A 19,241-nucleotide genomic window follows, 5' to 3' on the forward strand; every position below is an offset into this window, starting at 1 on the left:
CTAGCCGCATCAGAGCCAGACCTGTCCCGGCCCTGGGCTGGTCTGGATGGTGAAGTCCGGCGTGCCGCCCAGCACGAAGGCGCCGAGCACCACGCTCAGCACCGACATGAACAGGCTGGCCCACAGGGCTGTCCAGAACCCGTCGATGCTGAAGCCTTCCACCAGCTTGGCCACCAGCATCAGCACCAGCGCGTTGATCACCAGCAGGAACAGACCGAAGGTGATCAGCGTGAGCGGCAGCGTCAGCAGCACCAGCAGCGGCCGCACGATGGCGTTGGCCAGGCCCAGCAGCAGCGCCGCGACCACCAGCGCGCCCGTGCTGCTGAAGCGCATGCCCTTGAACACATGGCTGGCCACCCATAGCGCGAAGGCGGTGAGGGCCCAGTGGAGGAGGAAGGGGGTGAGGTTGGCGAGCATGGCGGAGCGGTCTGAAGGAGGGAAAGGCCGTTGGAGTATGGGGCCAGTCCGTTACCCCTTCCCTAGAATTCGACCGAATTCCAGGGAGCCCGCATGAAAACAGAAACCGACGGCGCGGCCGTCGCCCCACCGGTGCCCGACGGTGCGGAGCCGCCGCCCGATCCGGTGGAACTGGCGAGGCTGCTGTTGCAGCAACTGGCGGCCATTCCCTGGGTGGGACTGGGTGCGATCGGCACGGGCTTTGGCGTCGCCTTGCTGGCCTTCTACTTTTGGTCGATCGACTTCGTGCCGCCGGACATTCCGTCGATCCTCAGCGCCAGCGTGTTCGTGGCGATGCTGGCGTTTGCCTTCTGCCTGTGGGTGGTGGTGTCATTGGTCGGGCCGCTCTGGATGCACAGAGAGATGGGTCTACCACCCGTTGCGATGGTCGACGGCCAGGTGGCCCCTCGCGCAGCGGCCTTCGCCCTGCCCGCGCTTCAACTCCTGGGTGTGGGCTTGTTCCTGTTGCTCTGGATCGGGGGGCCGATGTGGCGCGAATGTCGCCCTTATGCGGACTCCATCGTGTGGATTGGAGCGGTGCTGACGCTATTGGGCGCCGCCGGATGGGGTTGGAGCGAGTGGAAGATCCAGGGCATGAGGCCGGTGTGGTGGAAGCGCCTGCACCGCGTGTTGTGGGTGTGCATCTGGGGCGTGCTTCCCGTTGGTGCCTTGCTGACCCTCGCGTGGCCCAGCCAGGGCGCGGAATGGTGGCACCTGGGCGTGCTTGCCGTGCTGTGGCTCTGTGTGGTGGTGGCGTCGGCCTTTCTGGACCGCTTCCCCGTGTGGGCCTGCGTCCTCATGGCGACGGTGTCTTTTCCAGCCGTGGTTTTGTCGCTCTCGGTTCTCATGGGAACGCCGTCTCTGTTTCCCACCAAGGTGGCCGAGCTCGCGGGCATCCGCTCATCGAGCGTGATCGAGCTGCGAATGCCCCGAAGCACTTGCCTATTGGTCGAGAGCGCGCTGGGTGCGGCACAAGCGGGCAATCAGCTGGATTGCGAGCGCTCCGAATGGGGCTCCGCCCATGCTCAGGTGTTGTCCAACCTCGGCTCGCGGTGGTTGATTGAAATCCCCCTGGCCGCAGAGGCGCCGCAAGGCCACAACGGAGCGCTCCGGCTAAGCGTGCCAGCCGAGGGAATTCACGTCACACGCCGGGTGCCTTCCCAGGCAGCCGGTGGCGGCTCCCAGTGCCGGCCGTGAGCCATCTCACTTGCCCCAGCTGTCCTTCAACCCCGTCACCCGGTTGAACACCGCCTGGCCGCCCACCCCGTGGTCCACCCGGTCCGCCACGAAGTAGCCGTGGCGTTCGAACTGGAACTTGTCGTCGGGCTGGGCCGTGGCCAGTGAGGGTTCCACCCAGGCCTGGACCACCTTCAGGCTGTCCGGGTTCAGGGCCGAGAGGAAGTCCTTGCCGCCGGCGTCCGGGTGCGGGTCGCTGAACAGGCGGTCGTAGAGCCGCACTTCGGCGGCGATGCCGTCGGCCACGCCCACCCAGGTGATGGCGGCCTTGGCCTTCACGCTGTCGGCGCCCGGCGTGCCGCTCTTGGTGCCGGGAATCACCTTGGCGTGCACCTCGGTCACGCGGCCCTCGGCGTCCTTCGCGCAGCCGGTGCATTCGATGACGTAGCCGCCCTTGAGGCGCACCACGTTGCCGGGGAACAGGCGCTTGTAGCCTTTGGGCGGCACTTCCTCGAAGTCCTCGCGCTCGATCCAGACTTCCTTGCCGATCTTGAAGCGGCGTTCCGGCGGCGGGGTCTGGCCGTCGGCGATGGCGCTGTGGGGCAGGGCGGGCTGGGTGCAGTCCTCGGTGTGGCCGTCGCTGCCGAAGACCTCGGCCCAGTTGACCATCACCAGCTTCACCGGGTCGAGCACGGCCATGGCGCGGTGGGCCTTGTTCTCCAGGTCCTCGCGCAGGCAGCCTTCGAGCACGCTGTAGTCGATCCAGCTGTCGCTCTTGGTCACGCCGATGCGCTCGGCGAAGAGCTGGATGGCCTCGGGCGTGTAGCCGCGCCGGCGCAGGCCCACGATGGTGGGCATGCGCGGGTCGTCCCAGCCGCTCACGCGCTTTTCGTTCACCAGCTGCGCCAGCTTGCGCTTGCTGGTGATGACGTAGGTGAGGTTCAGGCGCGCGAACTCATACTGCCGCGGCGGCGGGCTGGCCAGCAGGCCCGCTTCGGTCAGGCGCTCCAGCAGCCAGTCGTAGAACGGGCGCTGGTCCTCGAATTCCAGCGTGCAGAAGCTGTGGGTGATCTGCTCCAGCGCGTCCTCGATGGGGTGCGCGTAGGTGTACATGGGGTAGATGCACCACTTGTCGCCGGTGTTGTGGTGCGTGGCGCGGCGGATGCGGTAGATGGCCGGGTCGCGCAGGTTGATGTTGGGCGAGGCCATGTCGATCTTGGCGCGCAGCACGGCCGCGCCATCGGGCAACTGGCCGTCGCGCATCTCGCGCAGGCGCGCCAGGTTCTCGGCCGGCGTGCGGCCGCGGAAGGGGCTGTTGGTGCCGGCCGTGGTGAAGTCGCCGCGGTTGGCGCGCATGTCCTCGGCGCTCTGTTCGTCGACGTAGGCGTGGCCGCGCTCGACCAATGCCTCGGCCGCGCGGTACATGAAGTCGAAGTAGTCGCTGGCCTGGTAGAGGTGGCTGCCGCCCTGCCCCTCCCAGGAGAAGCCGAGCCATTTCACCGCGTCGATGATGCTGTCGACGTACTCGGTGTCTTCCTTCTCGGGGTTGGTGTCGTCGAAGCGCAGGTGGCAGACGCCGCCGTAGTCGCGCGCCAGCCCGAAGTTCAGGCAGATGCTCTTGGCGTGGCCGACGTGCAGGTAGCCGTTGGGCTCGGGCGGGAAGCGGGTGCGGATCTTGGCCGGGTCCGGCTGGCCGGCGGCCTGGTGGGCGGCGTCGCCGGGGCTGCCGGCCCAGTGGCGGCTGGCGTAGGTGCCTTTGGCCAGGTCGGCCTCGATGATCTGGCGCAGGAAGTTGCTGGCCTTGGCGTCGCCTTCGGTGGGCGCGGGGGATGCGGGGGAGGTCATGGGCGGATTCTAGGGACCGCCGCCCCGCCACCGCGGCGGCGGGGCCGCAAATCCACGCCGGCGGCGCTCAGATGCGCTCGAACATGACGCCCGGCGGCGCGGGCGGGGCCGGGTTGGCGCTGGCCGCGCGGGCGATGGCGTCGGCCCACCAGCGCCGCAGGGCCACGAAGTGCAGCAGGGCGGCGTTGAAGGTTTCCGGCTCGCTGTCTTCGGGGCCGAGTTCGCCGATCAGCATCAGCTCGCCTTCGTCGCCGTCGCGCGCGATGCGCAGGTCGCCGATCTCGCGCCACAGGGCGTTGTAGGACAGGGCCAGGTTCAGCGCGCTCAGCTCGCCCTCGGGCGTGGGCAGGCCCAGGTCGGCGGTGAGCACCAGGCGGGACCCGCCGGGGGACCATTCGGCCGCGAAGCCGTCGCCGCCGTCGAAGTCGATGCACCAGCTGCCGTCATCGACCTCGGTGATGCCGGTGATCTGCGCGAGCCGCTGCCCCGCCTGGGTGATCAGGCGCCGGGCATCGCTGGCATCGTTCAGGGCGTGCATCGGTATCGAAACCATCAAGGAATTCGCATGGGTGGGGGCGCGCGCCGCGCCGTTCCCGGCCTAGGCCAAGCGGGGCGGCCCCGGCTTAGGGCCGCCAGCCGAGGGAGGGCGCGGTGCGCTATCGTGCGCGCCAGGAGGAACCTGGCATGAGCGACGACAGCACCCCAGCGCCCGAGCGCGGCCAGCGCCTGCAGATTCACTGGGGCCAACTGCAGGCCGCAGCGCGGGCCGGCGACATCTCGATGGAGCAGGCCGAGCGCCTGTGGGCGCGCTGGGCCGGCCAGGCCATCGCGCCCGCGCGTTTCGGCTTCACGCACGTGCTCTATTACTTCGGCGGCCTGCTCGCCATCGGTGCCATGACGCTGTTCATGACCCTGGGCTGGGAGCTGTTCGGCGCCTGGGGCGTGCTGCTGCTGTCGGTGGGCTACGCGGTGGGCGCGGTCGCGGTGGCCCGCCACCTGCAGCGCCGCCACCTGCACATCCCGGCGGGCATCCTGGCGACGATCGCGGTCTGCCTGGTGCCGCTGGCGGCCTGGTCGCTGCAGAGCGGCCTGGGCCTGTGGCCCGAGGGCGGGCCCGACAGCTACCGCGACTACCACCGCTTTATCGACTGGCGCTGGCTCACGCTGGAACTGGCCACGCTGGCCGCCGCCGTGGTCATGCTGTGGTGGCTGCGCCTGCCGTTCATGGTGATGCCGGTGGCCGTGACCCTGTGGTACCTGAACATGGACCTGGCGCACATGCTCATGCAGAAAGACGGCTTCGACTGGACCTTCACGCGCGACGTGTCGCTGGTGTTCGGCCTGGCCACCTGCGCCATCGCAGTCTGGGTGGACCTGCGCTCGCGTTTGGCCAGCGACCCGCGCGACCGGCAGGATTTCGCCTTCTGGCTCTACCTGTTCGGCGCGCTCATGTTCTGGTGCGGCCTGAGCCTGCGCGAGAGCGACAGCGAGCTGGCCAAGGCCGGCTACGCGGCCCTCAACGTGGCGCTGGTGTTCCTGGGCGCGGCCATCGGCCGGCGCGTGTTCACCGTGCTGGGCGCCATTGGCGTGGCGGGCTACCTGGGCTACCTCAGCTACAAGGTCTTCGCCGACAGCCTCTTGTTCCCCTTCGTGCTCACGCTGCTGGGCCTGGGCATCGTGGCCCTGGGCATCTGGTGGCAGCGGCGCGAGGCGCGCATCCACGCGCGCCTGGCGGGCTGGCTGCCAGCGGCCCTGCGGCCGCTGGCGCAGCGCTGAGGCCCGGCCACCGGGGCCGAACGCTCAGGGCTGGCCGCCCGAGGCGTTGACGCGGTACACCGCCGTGGTGCCGCTGACCTCGTTGCCCACCACCAGCAGGGGCGTGCCGTCGGGCGAGCGGTCGGCGGGGATGAACACCAGGCCTTCGGGGCCGAGGTCGCCCGCCGTCGCCAGCACGGTGCCGGGGTCGGCCGTCGTCCAGTCCTCGCGGCTGTTGAGGTAGTCCAGGCGCTGGGGGGCGGCGGGGTTGGTGATGTCGTAGACCAGCACGCCGCCCATGCGCTCCAGGCCGATGAAGGCCAGGGTGCGGCCCCGGACCTGGCCGATGGCGATGCCTTCGGGCTCCGGTCCCTTGGCATCGCTGCGGCTGTCGAAGGCGCCGCCTTCGTCGTGGCCAGAGTTGAAGTGGTCCTTGCACGGGATGTTGCGCGCGCTGCCGAGCCGGCATGCGTCGCTGGCGAAGAACTTCTCGAACTCGGCGCCCGAGTCCCACACCAGCTGGCCGTTGGCGTTCCAGATGCTGAAGGAGCGGGCGCCGTAGCTGTAGAGCTGGTCGTACATCAGGCGGTTGCCGGCCGGGTTGGCGGTGCCCGTGGCGTCGAACATCATGGGCGAGCCGTCGGGGTTGGTGCGGTAACCCATGGTCCAGGTGATGTTGAGGCGGCCGAGCACGTCGTCGGCGCGGCAGCCCATGGGATCGCCCGCGACGGCGCCGCAGTAGCCGAAGGTGGCCGGGTTGAGCAGGCCGCCCGCGGCCATGGCGCCGAGCTGCGGCGGCAGGTCATCGCCCGCGCGCCCGGCCCAGCCGCTCTTGTTGATCAGGTGCTTGACGCGGAACTCCTCGACGAAACCCTGACTGGCGTCGCCGGCCCAATAGGCGCTGTTGTCTTCGCCCCAGGCGCGCGCGTCGCCCTCGTTGGCGGTGACGAGGTAGGTCTGGCCGTCGGCCGTGTAGGCACCCATGGCGTCGGGCAGGTACAGGCCGCGCACGCCGGGCAGGCCGCGGATGTTGATTCGGCCGTCGTTGTCGGAGGCGTCCAGCTCGTTGCCGGGCGCGCCGTGGTCTTTGAAACCCAGCGGCAGCAGGGCGGTGACCGTGGCGCTGGCGACGTCGATCTTGGCCAGGGCGTTGTTCTCCTGCAGCGTCACCCAGGCGGTGGCGCCGTCGGCCGAGACGGCGATGTACTCCGGCTCGAGGTCCTGCGCCGCGTTGGCGTTCGGGCCATAGAGGCGCACGCCCTGCGCGCGCAGCGTGGCCTCCTGGCCGACGAAGGCGCCAAAGCCGGCGGTGCGCACCACGGGCGCGGCCGGTTGGCTGACGTCGACCACGCTGACGCTGCCCTCGGGGTCGATCTGGTAGTCGTCGCTGGGCTCGCCTTCGTTGGCCAGCAGCACGGTCTTGCCATCGGGCGTGAAGCTGATCATGTCGGGCTGCGCGCCCACGCTGGCCGAGCCGAGCAGGACAAGGTCGCTGGCGCGGTACAGGGCCACCCGGCCCGGGTCGGTCTTGGTGGCGGCCTGCACGGCCACGGCCACCAGGCCGTCGTGCACGGCCACGCTGTTGATGTTGGCGCCCGGCAGCGCGAGTGAGGTGGCGGCGTCGATCTCCCCAATCTTCACCGGCTGGGCGGGCACGCGCAGGTCCAGCACGTCCACCTTGCCGGCCTGGGCGTTCACCACGAACAGGCGCCGGCTGGCCGCGTCGTAGGCGGGAATCTCCGCCGCCGACACGCCGAACTGGCCGGTGGCGTAGCCGCCGATCTTCTCGAGCTGGACGCTCAGGGGCTGCGACACCGGGCCGCTGGGCTGGCCATCGCCGCCGCCTCCGCAGGCCGCGAGCGCGGCGGTGGCGACCAGGGCGGCGGCGAAACGGCCCGGGGTGGGCCGGCGATTGGCGCGTGTCATCGAATCTCCTCGTGCAAGTCAGAACAAAGCACGAGGTTGTAGGCAGCGGACATGACGTCCGCGTGTCGTGTCGGTGGCGCCGGCGTGACGCCTACTGCCCGAAGCGCGGACCGTCCGTCAGGAACGCGCGCTCTTCGGCGGTGCTGTCGCGGCCCAGGGCCTCGTTGCGGTGCGGAAACCGCCCGAAGCGCGCCACGATGTCCCGGTGCAGCCGTGCGTAGCGCAGGTTGTCGTCCAACTCGGCGTGGCAGAAGGCCGGCGCCTGTTCGCGCAGGCGCTCAAAGCGGCGCACGGCCTCGTCCTGCAACGCCAGCGACTCGGCGTGCAGCAGCGGCATGTAGAGGAACACCCGGCCCACCACGGGCAGGCCTTCGTCTTCTCCCGTGGCGATGGCCTCCAGCGTGAGGGCCTGGGCGCGCGGGTCGCCGGCGAAGGCGCGCGGCTGGCGCCGGAACAGGTTGCGCGTCAGCTGGTCCAGCAGCAGCACCAGGGCCAGGCGGCCCAGCGGCGTGGCGGACCAATCGGTCAGGCCGCCGGCCAGGGCCTGCTCCACCAGGGCGCCGTAGTGGCGCCGCAGCGCCTCGTCCTGCTCGGGGTTGAACCCGAACCACAGCTGGTCGCGCGACTCGCTGGGCCAGCCGCGGGCCAGGCCGTCGCCGCACCAGTGGTCGAGCAGGGCCTGGGCCTCGGGGGGAATGTAAAGATCGTTCGCCATTTACGCCTTGCTACAGCTTTGACCGCGCGTAGGGTGCGCCCGGTCCCGGGATTGTCTGTAATTCCAAGGCGGCAAACCGCCGTCGCTCCGGAGTCTCCCCATGAATACCGTGTCTCTCAGCCCCCGCCACCGCGCGACGCGCGGTCTGGTCCTGCTCACGCTGGCCGCTGGCGCCTGGGCCCTGTCGGGCACCGCCACGCAGGCCCAGGCCCGCGACAACGTCTATTGGTCCATTGGCGTCAACTCACCCGGCGTGAGTGTGGGGGTGTCCAACGCGCCCCCCGTGGTCTATGGCTACCCGTCCTACGGCTATCCGGTGTACGACCCCCGGCCGGTGGTGGTCTACCCGCGCCCCGTGATCGTGCACCCGCGACCGGTGGTGGTGCAGTCCTACCCGGTGTACGCCTATCCCCCGCAGTGGCGCTACGACCGCCCGCCCAAGCACTGGCGCAAGCACGGCTACCAACGCGGCTACCAGCACGGCTACCGCGACGGCCGCCGCGGCGGCTGGGACGACTGAGGCGCGTCCCGTCCCGCCACCGCTTCACATCGCGCGGAAGCGGTCGGCGTAGAGGCGGCTGACCACGAAGGCCTCGTCCAGGCCACGCAGCGTCAGCCGCCATTTGCCCGCCTCGTCGCGGGTGACGCGATCGATGGCGTCCGCCCGCACCACGGTGCCGCGGTGGATTTGCCAGAACACCTCGGGGTCGAGCTGCGGCAGCAGCTCCTTCAGCGGCGTGCGGATCAGGAACTCCCGCCCGCCCGCCAGCACCCGCACGTACTTGTCGGCCGCTTCGAAGGCCAGTACCTCGTCGATGGCGACCCGCTGCACCGCCGCGCCCACGCTGGCCATGAGGTGGCGCAGGCGCGGCGCGGACGAGGGCGCACCGCCCAGCAGCGCGCGCAGCCCGGCCCAGTCGGGCGCGGCGCTGGCGCCGCGCGCGCGCAGCGCGGCCTGCACGCGCGCCACGGTGCGCTGCAGCCGCTCGGCCTGCACGGGCTTGAGCAGGTAGTCCAGGGCCTGGGCCTCGAAGGCCTGCACCGCGAACTCGTCGTGCGCGGTCACGAACACCAGCGCGGGCAGCGGCTGCTCGGCGGGCCAGTCGTCGGCCAGGGTGGCGGCGGCGTCCAGGCCGCTCAGGGCGGGCATGCGGATGTCCAGGAACAGCACGTCGGGGCGCAGCGCCAGGGCCTGCTGCACGGCGCTGTGGCCGTCGCCCACGCTGGCGAGCACCCGAAGCCCCGGCCAGGCGCGCGCCAATTCGGCTTGCAGGGCTTGCGCGAGCAGAGGTTCGTCTTCGGCGATGAGGGCGGTGGCGTTCATGGGGTGGCGTCGGGCAGGGGAAGGAACAGCCGCGCCTGCGTGCCCTGGCCCGGCGCGCTGTGCCACTCCAGGCGCGCGGCCGCGCCGTGCAGGGCCTGCAGGCGCTCGCGCACTTGCGTCAGGCCGAAGCCCTCGAGTGCCGGGGCCTCGCTGCCCACGCCGTCGTCGCTCACGCTCAGGCACAGGGTGCCGCCCTCGCGTTGCGCGGCCACGCGCAGCTCGCCGCCGCGCGCGCTGGGCTCCAGGCCGTGGCGGATGGCGTTTTCCACCAGCGGCTGCAGCAGCAGCGCCGGCACGGGCAGCGGCGCCAGGGCCTCGGGCAGCTCCAGGCGCACGCGCAGGCGTGGGCCCATGCGCATGCTCATGAGGCTGAGGTAGTCGTCCAGCCGGGCGAATTCGTCGCTCAGGGTGTGCTGGCCGCCGCGCGCGTCGCTGCGCGAGGCCGCGAGCGTGGCGCGCAGGAAGTGGTTGAGCCGGTCCAGCATGTCGATGGCGCGCGGTGGGTCGGTGGCGATGAGGGCGCGCAGGTTGGCCAGGGTGTTGAACAGCATGTGCGGCTCCAGCTGCGACTCCAGCAGGCGCAGCCGCGCCTCGCTGGCCTGGCGCTGGGCCTCTTCTTGCGCCAGGCGGGCCATGGCCAGCATCTCGCGGCTGCTGAAGTAGTAGGCGCCGAAGGCGCCGAGGGCCAGCGACATGAGCAGGAAGCCGACGGTGGCGCCCGGCAGGTTGCTCGCGCTGGCCAGCAAGGGCCGGCCGAGCAAGAGGTTGCCCAGCGTCAGGCCCAGCCCGTAGCCCGCGAACACGGCCACCACGACCAGCACCGCCATCGGCCGCACGCCGGGCCAGCCCTGGGGCGAGAGCAGGTAGCGCCCGCCGTCGATGCCGGCCCAGATGCACAGCCCGATGAGCTGCGAGTACAGCAGGGTGGGGGCGAAGTGGTCGCCCTTGATGGCGCTGATGGCCAGTGCCAGCACGGTGTTGAACACCGCGGCGATCAATACGCGGCGCGCCACGGTGCGGGGGTTGAAAGCGGCCATGGGCGCAGTATGCCGGGCCGCCGTTCAGGGGCGCTGGCCGCGGTCGCGCTGCAGGCGTTCGCGTTCCCGGTCCATCCAGTGCTCGTACAGGCCGCCGCCGCCCAGGCGCACCCACACGGCCAGGCCGTGGATCAGCAGGCCCAGGCCCCAGCCCAGGACGGGGTAGACGGCCCAATCGCGCCCGCTGCGCAGCGAGAGGTAGACCAGGCCGGCGTTGACGGCGAGAAACACCAGGGCGTGCAGGGTCCAGCCCATGCGGGCGGCGACGCGTCGGCGCGCGGTGCGTTCGAGGTCCTTGTCGATCGAGAGGGTGTTCATGGCGGTTGCTCCGGTGGGTGGGGGGAGGGGTGAAGGTCAAAGCAGTCCGAGCCACTGGCCCCAGACCAATTGGCCCAGGTAGCGGCTGGGCAGCAGCGTGAGGGCGCCGGTGACGATGCAGGCGCTGAGGTACAGCGCGATCATGGTCAGCCGGTGCGAGCGGATGCGCCCCTGCCGCAGGTGCCAGAAGGCCAGGGCCAGCGTGCCCAGGGTGATGGGCACCAGCAGATGGATGGGCGTGTAGCCGGCGACGTTGGGCAGGCGGAAATCGCGGATGAACACGGCGGTGACGGCGACCATGAGCATCAGCGTGACCCAGGCGTAGCCGGCCGCGCGGTGCAGCACCGCGCGCGGGTGGCCGGTGCGGCGCGCCCACAGCGCCACCGGCCCGATGGCCAGGGCCGCGAGCGCGGCGCTGAGGTGGATGGCGATGACGGGGGTGAGCTGCATGGCGGTCTCCGGTGGGCGGGGAGACCGCACTGTCGGCCGCCGGCCCCGCGTGCGCCACGGGGCTGAGACGAAACGGCGCGGGCGCGCCGTGAAACGCCGCCGCGGCGGCGCGAAATGCCTGCGCCAGGCGGCCCGCGCGGGTCGGTCAGCGCGAGAGGCTGGCGCGCGAGGCCGGGTCGAGAAGGCCGGGTCGAGAGGGACGGGTCGAGAGGGACGGGTCGAGAGGGACGGGTCGAGAGGGACGTGTAGGAAGGCCGGGGTATGAGGGAGAGTCGCCGGCCGCCCGGCCCTCAGTCCGCGGCGCTGCCGCGCGGCTGCAGGCGGAACACCTGCACCGCCTGGTGCATGACCTCCGCCTGCGACTGCAGCGAACTCGCGGCCGCGGCGAGCTGCTCCACCATGGCAGCGTTCTGCTGCGTCACCGAGTCGAGCTGGCCCACGGCCTGGTTGATCTGCGCGATGCCGCTGGACTGCTCGCGCGTAGCGTGCGTGATGTCGCCGATGAGCGCGTTGACCTGCTCCACCGCGCCCACCACCTGGGTCATGGTCTGGCCGGTGCCGTGCACCAGTTCGCTGCCGCGGCGCACCTGGTCGGCCGAATCCTCGATCAGGGCCTTGATTTCCTTGGCCGCGTCCAGCGTGCGCTGCGCGAGGTGGCGCACCTCGCCGGCCACCACGGCGAAGCCGCGGCCCTGTTCGCCGGCGCGCGCGGCCTCCACCGCCGCGTTGAGCGCGAGGATGTTGGTCTGGAACGAGATGCCGTCGATGACCTGGATGATCTCGCCGATGCGCGCCGAGCCGCGGCTGATCTCGGCCATGGTGGTGACCACCTGCGACATGGCGCTGTTGCCTTCGCGCGCCACCGCGGCCGCGCGCTGCGCGAGCTGGGCCGCTTCCTGCGCGGTGCTGGCGCTCTGGGCCACGGTGCTGTTCATCTGCTCCATGGACGCCGCCGTCTGCTGCAGGTTGCCGGCCTGCGCCTCGGTGCGCGAGGACAGGTCGTGGTTGCCGCTGGAGATCTGGTGGCTGGCGACCTGCACGCCCTCGATTTCATGGCGCACGTCGGCCACCACCGCTTGCAGGTTGACGTTGAGCTGGTTCAGTGCCACGGCGAGGTCGCCGAATTCGGCCGGGCCGCGAAGGGCCAGGCGCGAGGTGAGGTCGCCCGCGGCCATGGTGTTGGCGAAGCGAACGGCCTGCGCCAGCGGCTGCACGGTCTGGCGCCGCAGCGCCCAGGCGGCGAGCAGGGCGAGCGCCAGCAGGGGCAGGGCCATGACGAGGTGGGCCACCAGGCCCAGGCGGGCGCCGATCTCGCCGACCAGCACACCGGCCACGGCCAGTGCCACGCAGACGCCGCCGATGGCGCGGCCCAGGCTGGGCCGCAGCGCGCGCCGCAGCAGGCCGGACAGGCCTTTCTGCACCACCTGGCCGCGCCGCAGGCTCAACCGGTCCTGGCCCTGGTCGCGCTCGGCGCGCAGGCGGGCGTACAGGGCCTCGGCCGCCTGCACCTGCTCGCGTGTGGGCTTGGTGCGCACGGACATGTAGCCCACGGTGCGGCCGTTCTGCACCACGGGGGTGGCGTTGGCCATCACCCAGTAGTGGTCGCCGTTCTTGCGGCGGTTTTTCACCGGCGCCGACCAGGGCTGTCCCGAGCGCAGCGTCTCCCACATGTCGCGAAAGGCCTCGGGGGGCATGTCGGGGTGCCGCACGATGTTGTGCGGCTGGCCCATCAGCTCCTCGCGGCTGAAACCGCTGACCGCGACGAATGCCGGGTTGCAGTAGGTGATGTGGCTCTGCAGATCGGTGGTGGAGACCAGGGTGACGCCATCGGGGATGACGTATTCCTGTTGGGAGACGGGCAGGTTGGCGCGCATGAGATGGTGGTTGGGGGAGGGGCGGCGCTGTGGTCGGCCGCCTCACCCATGCGCTATCGGCATTACCTCGCCGATATGTAGTACGGCCTCGGGGCCCGGTGCATTTTCCGGCGCCGGGTTTGACCCAGATCAAATGCCCTCGGCGTCGGGCGCCCAGGGGGCGGGCGCCCCTTCGGGGGCTCAGCTGCGCTTGAAATAGGACTGGTAGATCCGCGCCGTGCCGTCGCGCTGCACCAGCAGCACGTCGTAGGGGTCCTGGCGGCCGCCGTAGTCGGGGCCGTCCATGCCGGGGCTGCCCACCGGCATGCCGGGCACGGCCAGGCCCAGGGCCTGGGGCTTGTCGGCCAGCAGGCGGCGGATTTCGCGCGCGTTCACATGGCCTTCGACGACATAGCCGCCGATCAAGGCGGTGTGGCAGGAGCCGTAGCGTTCGGGCAGGCCCAGGCGGCGGCGCACGGCGGTGTTGCCGCTGTCGTAGACCTGGACGGTGAAGCCGTCGGCCTGCAGGTAGCTCACCCAGTCCTTGCAGCAGCCGCAGTTGGGGTCCTTCCAGACCTGCAGCGGGGGCAGGGGGGATTTGGCCTGGGCCAGGGCCCCGAGGGGCAGGGCCAGGGCGGCGCTGGCCAACAGCAGTTGTCGACGGTTCGTGGCGGGCATGGTGTTCGTTCTTTCGGGTGTCCGGGGGGCGCCAGGCGTGTGCGAGCGCGCGGGAATGAGCCGCGGGGCGGGCGGGAAGTTCCCCGGCGCGGTTCAGGCGTTCGCCAGCTGCGCCTGGGCCTTGTCGATCCAGTACTGCAGGCTGTCGTGCAGCTCGCGCGAGCTGAACGAGCAGCTTTCGCCATCGAACAGCGCGCTGGATTCGAGGCGGTCCAGCAGATTGCCCAGCACCTCGGCGAAACGCGGGGGCAGGGCAGCGAACAGGTCGTGCTGCGCGCGCAGGCGCTCGCTGGCCTGGGCGGGCGAGAGCGAGCCCTCGCGCAGGCCGGCGAGGGCATCGGCCACGGGTTGGAGCAGGGAAGGGGGGCGCATGGCGCTCAATTCTGCCGCGCCACCATGGGCGCCACCGGCGGCGGCAGGGTCATGCCGCGCTGCTCCATCACGGCCCGCAGCCGGTCGGGGTGGTCGGTGATGAGGCCGTCGACGCCCCAGTCGATCAGGCGCTCCATGTCGGGCCACTCGTTCACGGTCCAGGGGATCACGCGCAGGCCTTCCTCGCGCGCGCGCTCGATCAGCGTGCGGTTGAGGTCGTTGAAATGGGGCGACCACAAGCGCGCCCCGGCGGCGGCGAGCAGCGCCGGCGCGTCCTTGAAGTCGGCCTCGCGCAGGCCGGCGCTCCAGGTGCCGCTGTGCAGGGTGTTGAAGCGGGGCCGCTGCGCGCTCAGGAAGGCCAGTGGCAGCTCGGGCGCCAGGCGCTGGGCGATCTTCAGCAGGCCCCAGTCGAAGCTCTGCAGGCTGGTGCGCGAGGCCATGCCTTCGGTCCGGACCACCTCGAGCACGGCGCGCACGAAGGCCTCGGGCTCGGGCGACTCGTGCGCGCGCTCGGGGTTGCGCTTGAGCTCGATGTTGAAGCGCACGTGGTCGGCGCGCAGGCGCTTGACCTGCTCGAACACAGCGGCCAGCGTGGGGATGCGTTCGCCGTCCACTGCTTGCTGCTGCGCGAAGTCACGCGCGTAGCGGCTCGCGGGGTTGATGCGGCCCACGTCGAGCTCGCCGATCTGCGCCAGCGTGAGCTGGTGGAAGGGTTGGCCGCGCGACTGCAGCCAGCGCCCGGACGGGTCGCGGGTGATGTCGGGGTTGGCCGCGGTGTCGTGCGAGACGATGGGCACGCCCTCGGCGCTCAACACCACGTCCAGCTCCAGCGTGCTCACGCCGATGGCGAGCGCGCGCTGGAAGCCGCTGAGCGTGTTCTCGGGGGCGAGGGCGCGCGCACCGCGGTGGCCCTGCAGGTCGAAGGCCAGGGCGGCGCCCGCGCACCACATCGACAGGCCCAGGGCGGTGGTGCAGCTCCAGCGCAGCCAGGTCAGGCGCCGGGCGGCGGGTGGGGCGGGCAGCTGCATGGCGGTCTCCTTGCCGGGCCCGCTCGGTGCAGGCCTCTGATCGCGCGCATTCTCCCAGCGCGCGATGACCGCCTCAAGTCAATGCCCGAGGATCTTGGACAGGAAGTCCTTGCTGCGCTCGTTCTGCGGGTTGTTGAAGAACGCCTCGGGGGTGTTCTGTTCGACGATCTGGCCCTGGTCCATGAAGATCACGCGGTCGGCCACCGCCTTGGCAAAGCCCATCTCGTGGGTCACGCACAGCATGGTGATGCCCATGTTGGCGAGTTCGATCATCACGTCCAGCACCTCCTTGATCATCTCCGGGTCGAGCGCGGAGGTGGGCTCATCGAACAGCATGATCTTGGGCGTGAGGCACAGCGCGCGCGCGATGGCCACGCGCTGCTGCTGGCCGCCCGACAGCTGCAGCGGGTACTTGCCGGCCTGCTCGGCGATGCGCACGCGCTTCAACTGCTGCATGGCGCGTTCCTCGGCCTCTTTCTTGGGCAGCTTGCCCACCCACATGGGCGAGAGGGTGAGGTTCTCCAGCACCGTGAGGTGGGGGAACAAGTTGAACTGCTGAAAGACCATGCCCACGTTCTTGCGCACCTGGTCGATGGCCTTGATGTCGTCCCGCAGCTCGACGCCGTCGACCTCGATGACGCCCTGCTGGTGTTCCTCCAGACGGTTGATGCAGCGGATCAGCGTGGACTTGCCCGAGCCCGACGGGCCGCAGATCACGATGCGCTCGCCTTTGGCGACGGACAGGTCGATGTCGCGCAGCACGTGGAAGTCGTTGCCGTACCACTTGTTGACCTTGTCGAACCGGATGATGGCGGGGGATTGTTCTGGCATGTTGTGCTTTCAGCGCGCCTTGCTGGCGGCAAGCTGCTTTTCGACCCACAGGCTGTAGCGCGACATGGCGAAGCAGCCGGAGAAATAGATGAGCGTGATGAAGAAATAGGCCTCGAGCTTGAACGGGCGCCACTGCACGTCGGAGTTCAGGGCCAGCGCGAGCGCGCCGGTGAGCTCGTAGAGCGAGACGATGGTCACCAGCGAGGTGTCCTTGAACAGCGAGATGAAGGTGTTCATGATGCTGGGGACCACCATGGACAGGGCCTGCGGCAGCACGATGAGCCGCTGCGCCTGCCAGTAGCCCAGGCCCAGCGAGTCGGCCGCCTCGAACTGGCCCTTGGGCACGGCCTGCAGGCCCCCGCGCACGGTTTCGGCCATGTAGGCCGCGATGAACAGGGTCAGGCCCGCGACCACGCGCACCAGCACGTCGACAGTGACACCCTGGGGCACGAACAGCGGGAACATGAACGAGGCCATGAACAGCACCGAGATCAGCGGCACGCCGCGCACCAGTTCGACATAGAGCACGCTGATGGTGCGGATGGCGGGCAGCCTGGCGCGCCGGCCCAGGGCCACCAGCACCGCGAGCGGGAACGCCAGGAACAGCGACAGCACGGCCAGCATGAGCGTGAGCGGCAGGCCACCCCAGAGCTCGGTGCGCACCTTGGACAGGCCCGGCACGCCGCCGCCCATGAGCACGAAGAAGCCGGCCAGGGAGGCGACCCAGACCAGCGCCAGCCAGCGCGTCCAGAAGACGCGCATGCAACTGACCACGACCGTGGCCACCATCAGCAGCGTGGCCACCAGGGGGCGCCACTGCTCGTCGTAGGGGTAGCGACCGAACAGGATGACGCGGTACTTCTCGGCGATGACGCCCCAGCAGGCGCCGACGCCGCGCGCGGCCTGGCAGGCGTTGGGATCGGGCTGGAACACGGCGCCGGCGATCACCCATTGCCAGAGCCTGGGCAGCGCCCACACCAGCACCACGCCGATGATCAGCGTGAACAGGCTGGATTTCCAGTCGGCGAAGAGGTTGCGGCGCGCCCACACCAGGGGGCCGGACTGGCGCACCGGCGAGGGCCGGGGCGCGATGGGTTGGAACTGCGTGCCCATGGCGATCAACGCTCCTTGATCGCCATGCGGCGGTTGTACCAGTTCATCAGCAGCGAGGTGGTGAGCGAGGTGCTGAGGTAGACCAGCATGATGATGGCGATGCACTCCACCGCGCGGCCGCTCTGGTTGATGGTGGTGTTGGCGATGGAGACCACATCGGGGTAGCCCACCACCACCGCGAGCGAGGAGTTCTTGGTGAGGTTGAGGTACTGGTTGGTCAGTGGCGGAATGATCACGCGCATGGCCTGGGGCAGCACCACGAGCTTCATCTTCTGCCGCGGGCTCAGGCCCAGCGCGGAGGCGGCCTCGTCCTGGCCGCGGCTCACCGACTGGATGCCGCCGCGCACCACCTCGGCCACGAAGGCCGCGGTGTAGGTGGTCAGGCCGATGAGCAGCGCGAGGAACTCGGGCGTGAGGGCCAGGCCGCCGTCGACCATGAAGGGCAGCTGCTCGGGCACGCTCCACTCGCGCGGCATGCCGGCCACCACCCAGCCCAGCACGGCGCACACCAGCAGCAGGACCAGCGGCACCCAGAGGCGGTCGCCGTCCTGGCCGGTGGCCTCGAAGCGCCGCTGCACGCGCTGGCGCCACAGCACGCCGGCCACGGCGCCCACGGCCAGGCCGGCGATCACCGCGCCCACGCCGGCCGTGGGCCAGGGGACCGACAGGCCCCCCTTGCTGAGGTAGACGAGGCCGGCCATCGACATGGCCTCGTTCGAGGCGGGCAGCAGCTCGATGAAGACCAGGTACCACATCAGCAACTGCAGCAGCAGCGGCACATTGCGGAAGAGCTCGACATAGCCGTAGCACAGGCCGCGCACCAGGGCATTGCGCGAGAAGCGCCCCACGCCCAGGGCGACGCCGAGCAGGGTGGTGAGGACGATGCCCGCCAGGGCGACCTTGACGGTGTTGAGCACGCCGACCCAGATGGCCTTGCCGTAGCTCTGACTCGGGTCGTACTGGATGAGGGTTTCGCCGATGTCGAAACCGGCGCTGGCGCCCAGGAAGTCAAAGCCGCTCTGGATGCCGCGCGCCTGCATGTTGATCTGGGTGTTGTGCGCCAGGTACCACAGGCCCAGGCCCAGCAGGGCCAGGGCGAGCAACTGGTACAGCACGCCGCGCGTGGCCCGGCTGTTGAGCGACCAGCGCCGGGACGGGGGTGGGGGGGATGCGGGGGTGGTCAACGGCGACCTCGCGACGAAGAAATGACAGGAACGAAGAACGCCCGCAGCGATGGGTATCGCTGCGGGCCGGACAAAGGCCGGGCCACGGTGGTGGCCCGGCGTGGTTCAGCGGATCGGAGGGGCGTACAGCACCCCGCCCTTGGTCCAGAGGTTGTTGATGCCGCGCGGCAGGCCGATGGCGGTCTTGGGACCGACGTGGTGCTCGAACTGCTCGCCGTAGTTGCCCACGGCCTTGATGGCGCGGTACGCCCATTCCTTGTCCAGGCCCAGCAGCTTGCCGGTGTCTTCGTTGCCCATGCCGAGCAGGCGCATCACGGAAGGGTTGGTGCTGGATTTCTTGAGTTCGTCGGCGTTGGCCTGGGTGATGCCGTACTCCTCGGCCTCGATGAGCGCGAAGCCCACCCACTTGACGATCGCGGCGAACTCGTCGTCGCCCCGGCGCACGGCCGGGCCCAGGGGCTCCTTGGAAATCAGCTCGGGCAGGATGACGTGGTCATCGGGCTTGGCCATGTCCTTGGCGCGCGAGGAGGCCAGGCCCGAGGAATCGGTGGTGTAGGCCTGGCAGCGACCCGAGGCGTAGGCGGCCAGCGCGGCCTCGAGCTTTTCGAACACCACGGGCTTGATGCCCAGGTTGTTGGCGCGCGAGTAGTCGGTGAGGTTGAGTTCGGTGGTGGTGCCCGACTGCACGCAGACCGTGGCGCCCTTGAGCTGCTTGGCGCTCTTGACGTTGAGCTTCTTGGGCACCATGAAGCCCTGGCCGTCGTAGAAGTTGACGCCGACGAAGGTGAGGCCGAGGGAGGCGTCGCGCGTGAGCGTCCAGGTGGTGTTGCGGGCCAGCAGGTCGATCTCGCCGGACTGCAGGGCGGTGAAGCGCTGCTGCGCCGTCAGCGGCACGTAGCGCACCTTGTCGGGGTTGCCCAGGATGGCGGCGGCGACCGAGCGGCACACGTCCACGTCCATGCCGCTCCACTTGCCCTGGCTGTCGGCCGCCGAGAAGCCGGGAAGGCCGGTGTTGACGCCGCAGTTGAGTTCGCCGCGCTTCTTGACCGCGTCCAGGTCCTTGCCCGCATGCGCCGGCAGGGCGAGCAGCGCGGCCGTGGTGCCCAGGGTCAGGGCGGTCAGCTTCAGGGCCTTGAGATTCATCGGGTACTCCGTAGTCAGTGTCAGTTGTCGAACACGA

General features: G+C 70.4%; 20 protein-coding genes. 3 read left to right on the forward strand and 17 right to left on the reverse strand.

Features of this window, described 5'->3' with window-relative positions; all coding sequences use genetic code 11:
* Positions 1–9: 9 nt before the first annotated feature.
* A complete protein-coding gene (locus SOM08_RS07535; RefSeq protein ID WP_322470427.1) occupies positions 10–417 on the reverse strand; it encodes a phage holin family protein in 408 nt (135 codons plus the stop codon).
* Positions 418–510: 93 nt separating this feature from the next.
* Between SOM08_RS07535 and SOM08_RS07540 the strand changes: the two genes are divergently transcribed.
* On the forward strand, positions 511–1,653 hold the full coding sequence (locus tag SOM08_RS07540; protein WP_322470428.1) for a hypothetical protein: 1,143 nt from the start codon (positions 511–513) through the stop codon (positions 1,651–1,653).
* A 6-nt stretch (positions 1,654–1,659) separates the two neighbouring features.
* On the opposite strand, the gene SOM08_RS07545 is transcribed toward SOM08_RS07540, so the two are convergent.
* Positions 1,660–3,477, reverse strand: coding sequence for a glutamine--tRNA ligase/YqeY domain fusion protein (locus SOM08_RS07545; protein ID WP_322470429.1), 1,818 nt, complete (start codon positions 3,475–3,477; stop codon positions 1,660–1,662).
* Positions 3,478–3,544: 67 nt separating this feature from the next.
* Positions 3,545–4,015 carry a type III secretion system chaperone gene (locus SOM08_RS07550; protein WP_322470430.1) on the reverse strand — a complete coding sequence of 157 codons (471 nt, stop codon included), beginning with the start codon at positions 4,013–4,015 and terminating at the stop codon, positions 3,545–3,547.
* Positions 4,016–4,161: 146 nt separating this feature from the next.
* On the opposite strand from SOM08_RS07550, the gene SOM08_RS07555 reads away from it, so the two are divergent.
* The gene (locus tag SOM08_RS07555) at positions 4,162–5,253 is read left to right on the forward strand and encodes a DUF2157 domain-containing protein (RefSeq protein WP_116960584.1); all 1,092 of its coding nucleotides are present in this window, start codon (positions 4,162–4,164) and stop codon (positions 5,251–5,253) included.
* Between the two features lie 24 nt (positions 5,254–5,277).
* On the opposite strand, the gene SOM08_RS07560 is transcribed toward SOM08_RS07555, so the two are convergent.
* Together SOM08_RS07560 and SOM08_RS07565 are read right to left on the reverse strand one after the other, a co-directional pair.
* Positions 5,278–7,158: a choice-of-anchor I family protein gene (locus SOM08_RS07560; RefSeq protein WP_322470431.1), complete on the reverse strand. Its 1,881-nt coding sequence runs from the start codon at positions 7,156–7,158 to the stop codon at positions 5,278–5,280.
* Between the two features lie 91 nt (positions 7,159–7,249).
* Entirely contained in the window at positions 7,250–7,873 is a 624-nt protein-coding gene (locus tag SOM08_RS07565) for a DUF924 family protein (protein WP_322470432.1), read from the reverse strand.
* Between the two features lie 100 nt (positions 7,874–7,973).
* Here SOM08_RS07565 and SOM08_RS07570 point away from each other — a divergent pair, with 100 nt between their 5' ends.
* Positions 7,974–8,393, forward strand: coding sequence for a hypothetical protein (locus SOM08_RS07570; RefSeq protein ID WP_116960581.1), 420 nt, complete (start codon positions 7,974–7,976; stop codon positions 8,391–8,393).
* Between the two features lie 24 nt (positions 8,394–8,417).
* Here SOM08_RS07570 and SOM08_RS07575 read toward each other — a convergent pair whose 3' ends face one another.
* The 12 genes from SOM08_RS07575 to SOM08_RS07630 form a co-directional block, all read right to left on the reverse strand.
* Positions 8,418–9,197, reverse strand: a complete 780-nt coding sequence (locus tag SOM08_RS07575; RefSeq protein ID WP_322470433.1) for a LytTR family DNA-binding domain-containing protein — start codon at positions 9,195–9,197, stop codon at positions 8,418–8,420.
* Positions 9,194–10,234, reverse strand: a complete 1,041-nt coding sequence (locus SOM08_RS07580; RefSeq protein WP_116960579.1) for a sensor histidine kinase — start codon at positions 10,232–10,234, stop codon at positions 9,194–9,196. Before SOM08_RS07580 ends, SOM08_RS07575 begins: the two co-directional genes overlap by 4 nt.
* Before the next feature lie 24 nt (positions 10,235–10,258).
* Positions 10,259–10,552: a 2TM domain-containing protein gene (locus SOM08_RS07585; protein WP_116960578.1), complete on the reverse strand. Its 294-nt coding sequence runs from the start codon at positions 10,550–10,552 to the stop codon at positions 10,259–10,261.
* Between the two features lie 36 nt (positions 10,553–10,588).
* A complete protein-coding gene (locus tag SOM08_RS07590; protein ID WP_322470434.1) occupies positions 10,589–11,002 on the reverse strand; it encodes a DUF2306 domain-containing protein in 414 nt (137 codons plus the stop codon).
* 290 nt (positions 11,003–11,292) lie between these two features.
* Positions 11,293–12,876, reverse strand: coding sequence for a PAS domain-containing methyl-accepting chemotaxis protein (locus SOM08_RS07595; protein ID WP_116960576.1), 1,584 nt, complete (start codon positions 12,874–12,876; stop codon positions 11,293–11,295).
* A 180-nt stretch (positions 12,877–13,056) separates the two neighbouring features.
* Complete coding sequence (locus SOM08_RS07600; RefSeq protein ID WP_116960575.1) at positions 13,057–13,533, reverse strand: DUF411 domain-containing protein; 477 nt, start codon at positions 13,531–13,533, stop codon at positions 13,057–13,059.
* A gap of 93 nt (positions 13,534–13,626) precedes the next feature.
* The gene (locus tag SOM08_RS07605) at positions 13,627–13,905 is read right to left on the reverse strand and encodes a hypothetical protein (protein WP_116960574.1); all 279 of its coding nucleotides are present in this window, start codon (positions 13,903–13,905) and stop codon (positions 13,627–13,629) included.
* Between the two features lie 5 nt (positions 13,906–13,910).
* Positions 13,911–14,933 (reverse strand): glycerophosphodiester phosphodiesterase, encoded by a 1,023-nt coding sequence (locus SOM08_RS07610; RefSeq protein WP_116960573.1) that lies wholly within the window; start codon positions 14,931–14,933, stop codon positions 13,911–13,913.
* A 78-nt stretch (positions 14,934–15,011) separates the two neighbouring features.
* Positions 15,012–15,764, reverse strand: coding sequence for an amino acid ABC transporter ATP-binding protein (locus SOM08_RS07615; protein ID WP_070400582.1), 753 nt, complete (start codon positions 15,762–15,764; stop codon positions 15,012–15,014).
* A 9-nt stretch (positions 15,765–15,773) separates the two neighbouring features.
* Entirely contained in the window at positions 15,774–16,877 is a 1,104-nt protein-coding gene (locus tag SOM08_RS07620) for an amino acid ABC transporter permease (protein WP_116960661.1), read from the reverse strand.
* A 5-nt stretch (positions 16,878–16,882) separates the two neighbouring features.
* Entirely contained in the window at positions 16,883–17,992 is a 1,110-nt protein-coding gene (locus SOM08_RS07625) for an amino acid ABC transporter permease (RefSeq protein WP_416187013.1), read from the reverse strand.
* Positions 17,993–18,166: 174 nt separating this feature from the next.
* Positions 18,167–19,204, reverse strand: coding sequence for an amino acid ABC transporter substrate-binding protein (locus SOM08_RS07630; RefSeq protein WP_116960571.1), 1,038 nt, complete (start codon positions 19,202–19,204; stop codon positions 18,167–18,169).
* Between the last annotated feature and the right edge of the window lie 37 nt (positions 19,205–19,241).

Source organism: Hydrogenophaga sp. SNF1, assembly GCF_034421675.1.
GTDB classification, from domain to species: Bacteria; Pseudomonadota; Gammaproteobacteria; order Burkholderiales; family Burkholderiaceae_C; genus Hydrogenophaga; species Hydrogenophaga borbori.

Bases quoted from the DNA above. Each gene is read 5' to 3' on its own strand.
- SOM08_RS07535 (WP_322470427.1), bottom strand. From the start codon at position 417: ATGCTCGCCAACCTCACCCCCTTCCTCCTCCACTGGGCCCTCACCGCC.
- SOM08_RS07540 (WP_322470428.1), top strand. From the start codon at position 511: ATGAAAACAGAAACCGACGGCGCGGCCGTCGCCCCACCGGTGCCCGAC.
- SOM08_RS07545 (WP_322470429.1), bottom strand. From the start codon at position 3,477: ATGACCTCCCCCGCATCCCCCGCGCCCACCGAAGGCGACGCCAAGGCC.
- SOM08_RS07550 (WP_322470430.1), bottom strand. From the start codon at position 4,015: ATGCACGCCCTGAACGATGCCAGCGATGCCCGGCGCCTGATCACCCAG.
- SOM08_RS07555 (WP_116960584.1), top strand. From the start codon at position 4,162: ATGAGCGACGACAGCACCCCAGCGCCCGAGCGCGGCCAGCGCCTGCAG.
- SOM08_RS07560 (WP_322470431.1), bottom strand. From the start codon at position 7,158: ATGACACGCGCCAATCGCCGGCCCACCCCGGGCCGTTTCGCCGCCGCC.
- SOM08_RS07565 (WP_322470432.1), bottom strand. From the start codon at position 7,873: ATGGCGAACGATCTTTACATTCCCCCCGAGGCCCAGGCCCTGCTCGAC.
- SOM08_RS07570 (WP_116960581.1), top strand. From the start codon at position 7,974: ATGAATACCGTGTCTCTCAGCCCCCGCCACCGCGCGACGCGCGGTCTG.
- SOM08_RS07575 (WP_322470433.1), bottom strand. From the start codon at position 9,197: ATGAACGCCACCGCCCTCATCGCCGAAGACGAACCTCTGCTCGCGCAA.
- SOM08_RS07580 (WP_116960579.1), bottom strand. From the start codon at position 10,234: ATGGCCGCTTTCAACCCCCGCACCGTGGCGCGCCGCGTATTGATCGCC.
- SOM08_RS07585 (WP_116960578.1), bottom strand. From the start codon at position 10,552: ATGAACACCCTCTCGATCGACAAGGACCTCGAACGCACCGCGCGCCGA.
- SOM08_RS07590 (WP_322470434.1), bottom strand. From the start codon at position 11,002: ATGCAGCTCACCCCCGTCATCGCCATCCACCTCAGCGCCGCGCTCGCG.
- SOM08_RS07595 (WP_116960576.1), bottom strand. From the start codon at position 12,876: ATGCGCGCCAACCTGCCCGTCTCCCAACAGGAATACGTCATCCCCGAT.
- SOM08_RS07600 (WP_116960575.1), bottom strand. From the start codon at position 13,533: ATGCCCGCCACGAACCGTCGACAACTGCTGTTGGCCAGCGCCGCCCTG.
- SOM08_RS07605 (WP_116960574.1), bottom strand. From the start codon at position 13,905: ATGCGCCCCCCTTCCCTGCTCCAACCCGTGGCCGATGCCCTCGCCGGC.
- SOM08_RS07610 (WP_116960573.1), bottom strand. From the start codon at position 14,933: ATGCAGCTGCCCGCCCCACCCGCCGCCCGGCGCCTGACCTGGCTGCGC.
- SOM08_RS07615 (WP_070400582.1), bottom strand. From the start codon at position 15,764: ATGCCAGAACAATCCCCCGCCATCATCCGGTTCGACAAGGTCAACAAG.
- SOM08_RS07620 (WP_116960661.1), bottom strand. From the start codon at position 16,877: ATGGGCACGCAGTTCCAACCCATCGCGCCCCGGCCCTCGCCGGTGCGC.
- SOM08_RS07630 (WP_116960571.1), bottom strand. From the start codon at position 19,204: ATGAATCTCAAGGCCCTGAAGCTGACCGCCCTGACCCTGGGCACCACG.